The organism is Streptococcus suis YS161, assembly GCF_002760245.1.
GTDB classification, from domain to species: Bacteria; Bacillota; Bacilli; order Lactobacillales; family Streptococcaceae; genus Streptococcus; species Streptococcus suis_I.
In genome coordinates this window covers 1-7,593 of sequence record NZ_ASCA01000010.1, presented here as the reverse complement: position 1 = coordinate 7,593, position 7,593 = coordinate 1, and the positions used below count along the sequence as shown (strand labels likewise).

Below are 7,593 nucleotides of genomic sequence, written 5' to 3'. Positions count from 1 at the left end.
GAGACGGTCAATTCACGAACAGCGTACCATTTGTTGACGACTTGTTCTTCATTTCTCACACGAATGTAGCGAGCTATTATATCCGTGTCCAAATCGACCAATCCATTGGCTGTATAAGTGGACAGTGGGAAATAGGTACGTCCGTCTATTGAGTACTCAAGTGTGAAGCGGTTGAATCTATCCTGCGGATTGTTCTGATTGCCTTGCAAGTAGTGAATGCGGCGGATACGTTTCACACCTTGTAGGTCAACCCCTAGATAGGCTCCAGCAGGAATGTTGTTTCCTTGCCCGTTGAAGTTTGAGTAGGTAACTGCTGTCGTGTCATTACCATCAATCGCATTTCCATCTTGTCCAGACTGGATATTCGATAAGTCGCCTGACTTGATGAGGGTTGCACCTGCGACACGTTCGCTCGGAGCTGCGTTCGCTACTTTATAGAGAGAAACTCCTGAGCGACTCACGGATACCTTATAGGTAATCGGCTCGGCCATATAGCCTGCTGGTGGCGCTGTCTCGACTAGGGTATAAGAACCGTAGGTCAGGTTATTAAAGACGAAGTCTGTATTCGCAGCTTGTGTGACAGTCACTGGTTGGAAACTTGTGTCGTTGTCTTTTGACAGCGTAAAGGTCATGTTTCCTGTAATGAGACCAGCTAAGCTTTCCAGACCCTTGATGCGTTTGGAAATGCGAAGGGTTTTCTTACTGTCGTTTTTCACCGTGAGCTCAAGCGTATTGCCACTTGATGCACCAACTTGTAGAAGCTCTGTATCTCCTGACAGGATTTGTAATTGACCTGCCTGCGTGATTTCAAGTCGAACTGGATTTACTTGGATATAGCCTGATGGCGGTGTTACTTCTTTCAAGACATAGATACCTGGCTGCAGATTTTGGAAGGTGAGGCTATTTCCTGTCTGCGTGGTATTGCCTTGACTAATCACGGCTGTTTCATTTGCATCGTAGAGTTCGAAACGAGCGTTGAGGCCGGTATTTGTCGTTGAGTCTTTCTTGATGACTTTAAAGTTATAGCTTTTTTGCGTATTTTTTACTTTGATGCTAATAGCATTCGCAGGAACTCCGCTAACAGCAGATAAATCTGTTACGCTGACCGAATTCGTTTGACTTAAAACTCTAAAACGTGTCACAGCTTTCTGTTGCGTTACGGCATAAGCCTGCGTTGTTTCGTACAACTCTAGTAAGGCCGGTCCATTCAAACCGTCATAGCCTTCTGGTGCCTGCGCTTCTACAAGAACATATTTACCAAGTGCTGTCGCAGTTAACCTAGTCATGCTACTTTGACCTGTAAAGGTCAAGGTTTGCACAAGATTGCTGTCATTAAGAGTAACACTTGATACAGTATCAGCTGTTGTACTATCGTCAACTTTGTAGAGCTTAAAGGTGACAGGTTTTGAGATTTGGTTGTTATTGCTATCAACCTTCTCAATTTTGAACTCTGGATTTTCGATGTTACCGATTTTAATAATATTGGCTGTATCATTACTTCCACCTGCGTCAATCGTTTGGGTAGCATCTCGAACACTTACCTGCAGGTCTCTGATTCCCAACCATCTACCTGTTCCTGTCTGTAGATTTCGTACACGAATGTATCGTGCATAGATATCTACCGATTGAGTAAGGTCAAGCGTTGTGAAATCACCGAGTGATTGGTAGGTGATGCCATCTGATGAATACTCAAGGGTATAGCTATCCATCTTGTCACGGTCACTACCATCTGTGGCATTTTTACCTTGCGCAAAGAGGATTTGCGTCACGCGTTGAACCGAACCTAAATCTACTCCCCACCATTGACCTTCATTCAATGTCGAGTTCGGCAATCGGTACAAGGCTCCAGTTGTCAAAGTACCGTCTAGCGCCTTATCTTCTGTACTAGAACCGTGGGTTGTGGCAGCTGCAATTTCAGCTGACTTTATGACACGTAAACCAGTCGCAAGGTGACTGCTAGGGTCTGAATTAGGATAGAAGCGCACACTGCCATCTCTATCAACATGAATCGTGTACGTTTCTGTCGATTTGATGTAGCCAGATGGGGCTTGAGTTTCTGTCAGAGTATAGACCCCAGGCTGGAGGTTTTCAAAGACAAAGTCTTGGTTGGCAGCTTGCTGTTTGACGATGGTGACGTTTGGATCATCATTCTTGGTCAACGTAAAGATCATTTGCCCAGTGATAAGATTGGTCATATCACTAATCCCTTTGACACGCTTGCTAACTTTGAATTTTCCGAGTGGATAGTTCTTTACTTTTATCGTAATCGTATCTGGCGAGCTCGTCGTCACGTCAATACCTTCAAGATAATCACTAGACACTTCTACTACACCATCTGCCCGAATGGTAAATGGTACCAAACCTGATAAGCCGATATAGCCAGATGGAGTTGTTTCTTCTTTGATGTAGTATGTTCCTGGGGCAAAGTTTTTAGGGAAACTTACTTCTCCATTGGTAAAGTTTGAAATTTGTCCCTCAATGACATTCCCTTGGCTATCCGTGATACCGATGCGGGTCTGCACAGTTACTTTTTGTCCAGTCAGTGCATCTACTTTCTGCACTTTCACCTTATAAGTTGGAGGGCGGTTAGTGATTTGACTGCCTCCTGATGCAAAGGTAATCGCACCTGTGTCAGAAACGGTGAATCGAGCGGCAGCTGTGGTTAGCTTCCTATAACCTGATGGCGCGCTGGTTTCCCAGAGTTCATAGGTTGTCCCACCTTGCAAGTGGTCTACTCGGAGTTTCCCTTGTGCATTTGAGGTCAACCCTGTCAACACTCGCTTGTAGCCTGTTTGGGTCATCTGACGAAGTTCAAACACTGCATCAGCTAGTGGCTGGCCTTGCTCGTTTACCTTGGTAAACTCGGTACTGAAGTCCTCATCTACAACATTGATGCTAAAGTTACCGTTGACAACTTCGATGGCTCCTGTCTGAGTATTGGCAGTATCTGTTAACTTACGTATTTTCAGCTCTCCATTCTCTTCATAGACTTCAATATCTACTGGAGAAATCGTTTTATAGCCTGCTGGAGCTTTTGTCTCTGTCAAGGTATAGATCCCTTTTGTAAGATCAGAGAAAATGAACTGACTCGCAGGAATCACATCACCTATGGTAATGTCATAATTGCCACCATTTTTGCTCTTAAGTCTGAAGACCGCACCTTTTAGTGGCTGACTTTCACCAAGCTCAAACTTATTGATTTGAAGTGTAGTTGGCTTGGTGTTGACAACTTCTGACGGACTATTGGCATCGTATTGTTTGCCATCAATGGTAATGTTTTGACTATTGGTGATGACAATCTTGTGCTCTATCGGATCTAAGATATAGCCAGGTGGAGCGCTGATTTCCTTAAAGGTGTAAGTTCCCCCTAGGAGTTCTGAGAAGCTGAACTCTCCATTGGCATTGCTTCGAACGGTTTGGTGAGCCTTTTTATTGGCGTCGTAAAGGGTAAATACCGCTCCTTCGAGAGCTTTCTTTTGACCATTTTCACTCGCAACTTTTTTCAGTTTTAAACTATACCAGTCTGTCGGATAAGCTCCACCACGTGCTGTAGTTTCTGCCGCACGGCGGTAAATATACGTTGCACCGCTCATGCTAGGATTGTAGGCTCGTGTCGCACCGTTATAATAATAGTAAGTATTTGTTATTCTCACTTTACGCATTTTGATGCGAGCAACAATTGCCCTGTTTCTAACATTTTCATAGTAAAACTCAAGCGTATGGGTGGAGGTGAAATTGTCAAAGTCTGGATTTGAGTGTCTTTCTGGCTTAATATAGACAGCCACACCAATATCGGTTCCGTCAATTCCATAGTGATACTGGGTAGTTCCATTAACGTTAGAAGTTCCTTTTAAGGTCATCTTAACTGGGTTCGCATAAGAAGCTGCAGCAGTTCCATCTGCGATAAAGAACTCTATATCTTTGGGAATACTAGATGCAACATTACCATCTGAGTAAAGCGACATTCCTTCATGGATGTAATCCCAGAATTTATGGCGATCTGCCAAAATACCAGCGTCAGCATTTCCACCACCAGTATTAAACATCAAATCCCACTTAATGTAGTCTTCACCTTGCTCATACTCGTATTTGTTCACTCCATCAAACTGATGGAGATCTCCTTGACCAGTTCCATTATTTGTGGCATTGAGTGTCCCATTCGTCGTGACAGTCTTATCACTATAAGAGAAGGCTCCTCCCGTATAGGTCCCTTTAAAGGTTAGTGGTTTCGTCAAAATCGTCGTTCTGACATTTTCCCATTCATACCATTTCGGCAGAACTGGGTCAACACCTGTCAGATAGGGACCGCGGAAAGAAGTGTCATTATTTTTTTGAATGATGTTACCTGGTTGACTTCCGATGGTATACCAACCGCTATATTCTGAAACAGAGTAAGCGTTCTTTGTCAAGACAAACTTGAGTTCTCTATCTTTTGTATGATAGACCTTTGCAATCTCTCGATTGTTATTGTCATAGACTGGGGTCCACTCTTGATTTGGATTGGCTGGGTGATCCAGTTTCAATTCCTCTGGGATGGTAACGGTAAAGCTGTCCCCTTCCTGTGCATACGGCGGGATTTTAAAACCAAGTTTCAAAGACCCACTGAATCCACCCCAAACTGTGCTACCACTTTGGTACTTAATATAGTTAATATCAACTGGTTCAACAGAGGTAATTCCGTAGTTGGTAGGAGTTCCAGGAGGACCTGGAAGTGTCGATGAAGACTCGTCTTTTTTGTTATTGAAAAGGTAGGTCAAGCTTTCGAGGTCAAAGGTAGCCGATGCCAGAATGTATCCAGTAGGTACTGTTTCATTGACTTCATAGTGAATCCGCTTCTTCATCGCTGTCGCACCTGTCCCTGAAAACTTAGGAACATCATTGACAGTGATTGTCGTCTGACCTGTAGTGAGCGTTTTGGTCTGGTTGACAGTACCGCCAGTGATAGTGAACGTTGTATTTACAGGTGTTGCTCCGTTTACCCAATTTTTCTGGATTTTTATATCACCTTTCAGGGCTTCTAGCTGCGCTCCTGAAATAGTATGGTTAGCTTTCTCGTTTGTAACATTCGTTACTGTCTTAACCAGAGCGATAGCACCTGCTGGTACATTGCTAACCGTAATCTGATTCCCAGTCGGAGTAACCGTTTCAGCTCTAGCTTCAGTATAGGTTCCATTGCTTGGTTCATAGATGTAAACTTTGTATTCATGGACAGATTGTGAGCTATCTAAAGCAACGTCGAATGTAAACGTTTGTGGATCTGTAGTATCATTTAGTTGCGAACTAGTCCATTCGATGACTTTGTCATTGCCATCACGATACTTACCAATGGTACGGTTGACATTCGATGTATTGACAGTCTCGACTTTTAAATCACCTAACGCTCCGCCATCTTGCTGAGCTGGAAGTGTAATGGTATCTGCTGTTGATAAGGTACGCGTTTCAGCTTGACTTAAGGTAATTGACGTACCATTATAAGTAAGTTTACTTCCCTTTGGAGCATTCACTGTTACTTCTGAGCGATAATCCAAACTATAGTTATCACTTGGAATCACTACAGGAGTTTCAATCGTATAGACGTATGTTCCATTTTCAACTGGTAAGTTATCTGTTGCCGATTTGAAATTGTCGGAACTTCCAAAGTAGGTCGTATTGGTTGTTATCGGAGTGCCATTTTTTGTGACCGAGGTAATTCGTGGTTCTCCTAGACCTGAGTCCGTTGTGGTGGAGAAGGCATTTCTAATAGAGGTGATATTGCTATTGGCGCCTCCTACCGTAGTCGTATACTCCCAGATGATTTTTGTGGTATTAGTAGCTGAGTCGACTACTACCTCCTTTTTCTCCAAGACTCCATCTTGGGAATAACTTTGATAGAACCCTGGAATAGAAATTGTGATGGGCTTGAAGATGTACTTGAAGATAGACTCTTCACGTGTATAGGTAGTTGTTGTTCCATCTGGGTTTGTAACAGTTGTTGTAGTCGAATTAGAAGTTGCTTCTGTGACAGCTCTCCTGCTTCGAGAAGAACGGCTAATACCAACATTCTGTCGTTCCGATGCATTCTTTTCAGTATTGGTAACACCAACTGTCTTGGTTGTTTCTGCCTCTGTCAGTTCCACCGTTTCAATCTGTTCAGCGATTGTATAATCTGAATTGGAAGTGAGTTGCTTTATCGTGTAAGACCCCAGTGCAATATTTTCAAAGGTCACATTTCCGTTTAAGTCCGTCGTCCCTTTCATCGTTTGCTCTGGATGAGCGACCGATGAGATCTCAAACTCACTTTCGGTCAAGGGCACCTGGGGGTCAGGGTTATTCTCTTCATAGGCTCTCAGCTGAATGGTAATACTTCCTGGACCTCTCGGAATCTCGGTTGATGCGTTTAGCTCTGTCGTTTCTTGGTTAGTAAATACCGATTGATTTTCTTTGAGGATTGTCAGATAGCGCTCATTGGTCACCGCGACCATTTCCCCAGTTTGAACCTCGGAAACCTTTTTGAAAATAAAGACATGCTCCTCAAATCGCTTACTACTGTCACTTGGGTCTGTAATTAAAGCAACAGAGCGATTGGCATTCGGTTTGATTCTTAAAGAATAGTACCCTTCACCGTAAACAGGCAACTGTTCTAATCCTTTCGCAAGGGAATCTTCAGTTTCTGTAGTAGCTTTTCTGTCATCTTCATTATAAGTCTCATCTCGGTAGAAACCTTCAGGAAGTATGTCCTGCCCTTGGTCATTTTGACCCAAAGCCAGACCGCTTTGCAGAATCAAGGTTAATCCTTGCTCATCTATTACTCCTTCCGCAACTTTAAGTTTAACAGCTAATTGTTCGGAATTCGTTTGTTCCTTATCAATGGTGAGCGATAACTTAGTGGTATCCTCTTGATAGGATTTTAAGTATGTATCGCGTATCATTGCTTCTTCCGAAGTCGTTTCTGATAAGGCGATAGCTGTTGTCGTTATAGAGTCTATGACTAACAAAGCAAGTAGAAACTTGCTTACTACTTTTACCCACGATTTCAACTTATTTCTCTCTCCTCGTAAAAATAGAAAAAAATTACCCCCCCCTTAAATATTTAAGGAGAGGTAATTTCCTTATTTGCTTGTGTAGTATATCATAATTATTTAGGAAGTTCAAGCCAAATTTCTGAAAGTACACGTCATACGCATGAAAAATTTCAGTGCTAAATTCCCAAAGTAAGTTCTAGTCTGTCTTAAAAACTGGAAATTAGACTGAGACAAAGAAATAAGGTAGAACTTACTATGGGACAAGTTGGTAACTGACAATGAAAAACAAACACTTAACTCTCTCTGATCGCAATGATATTCAAATAGGAATTGAACAACTTAAGCCCTTCTCAGCTATCGCTGCTAAGCTAGGAAAAGACCCATCCACAATCTCAAAAGAAGTTCGGAGAAATAGGGTGATAAAAGAGAACTCTAGTACCTCCAATTGTGAGGCCTGCCCTTTACTCAAAAAGGTTCCCTACGTTTGTAATGCCTGTCCGAAAAAGAGAATCAATTGTGGATACCAGAAACAGTTCTACTACGCAAAAAGAGCTCAGCTTGATTATGAAGCTAAGCTCTCAGACTCGAGAAC

Annotated in this window: 2 protein-coding genes; one reads left to right on the top strand and one right to left on the bottom strand. The window is 42.8% G+C overall.

Annotation, left to right across the window (positions count from 1 at the left end; all coding sequences use genetic code 11):
• A partial coding sequence (locus SST111_RS12135; protein WP_180274013.1) for a SpaA isopeptide-forming pilin-related protein occupies window positions 1–7,016 on the bottom strand: 7,016 nt, incomplete at its 3' end.
• 263 nt (window positions 7,017–7,279) lie between these two features.
• Between SST111_RS12135 and SST111_RS01820 the strand changes: the two genes are divergently transcribed.
• Window positions 7,280–7,593 (top strand): helix-turn-helix domain-containing protein (locus tag SST111_RS01820; RefSeq protein ID WP_142350741.1); only part of this gene is annotated, 314 nt, incomplete at its 3' end.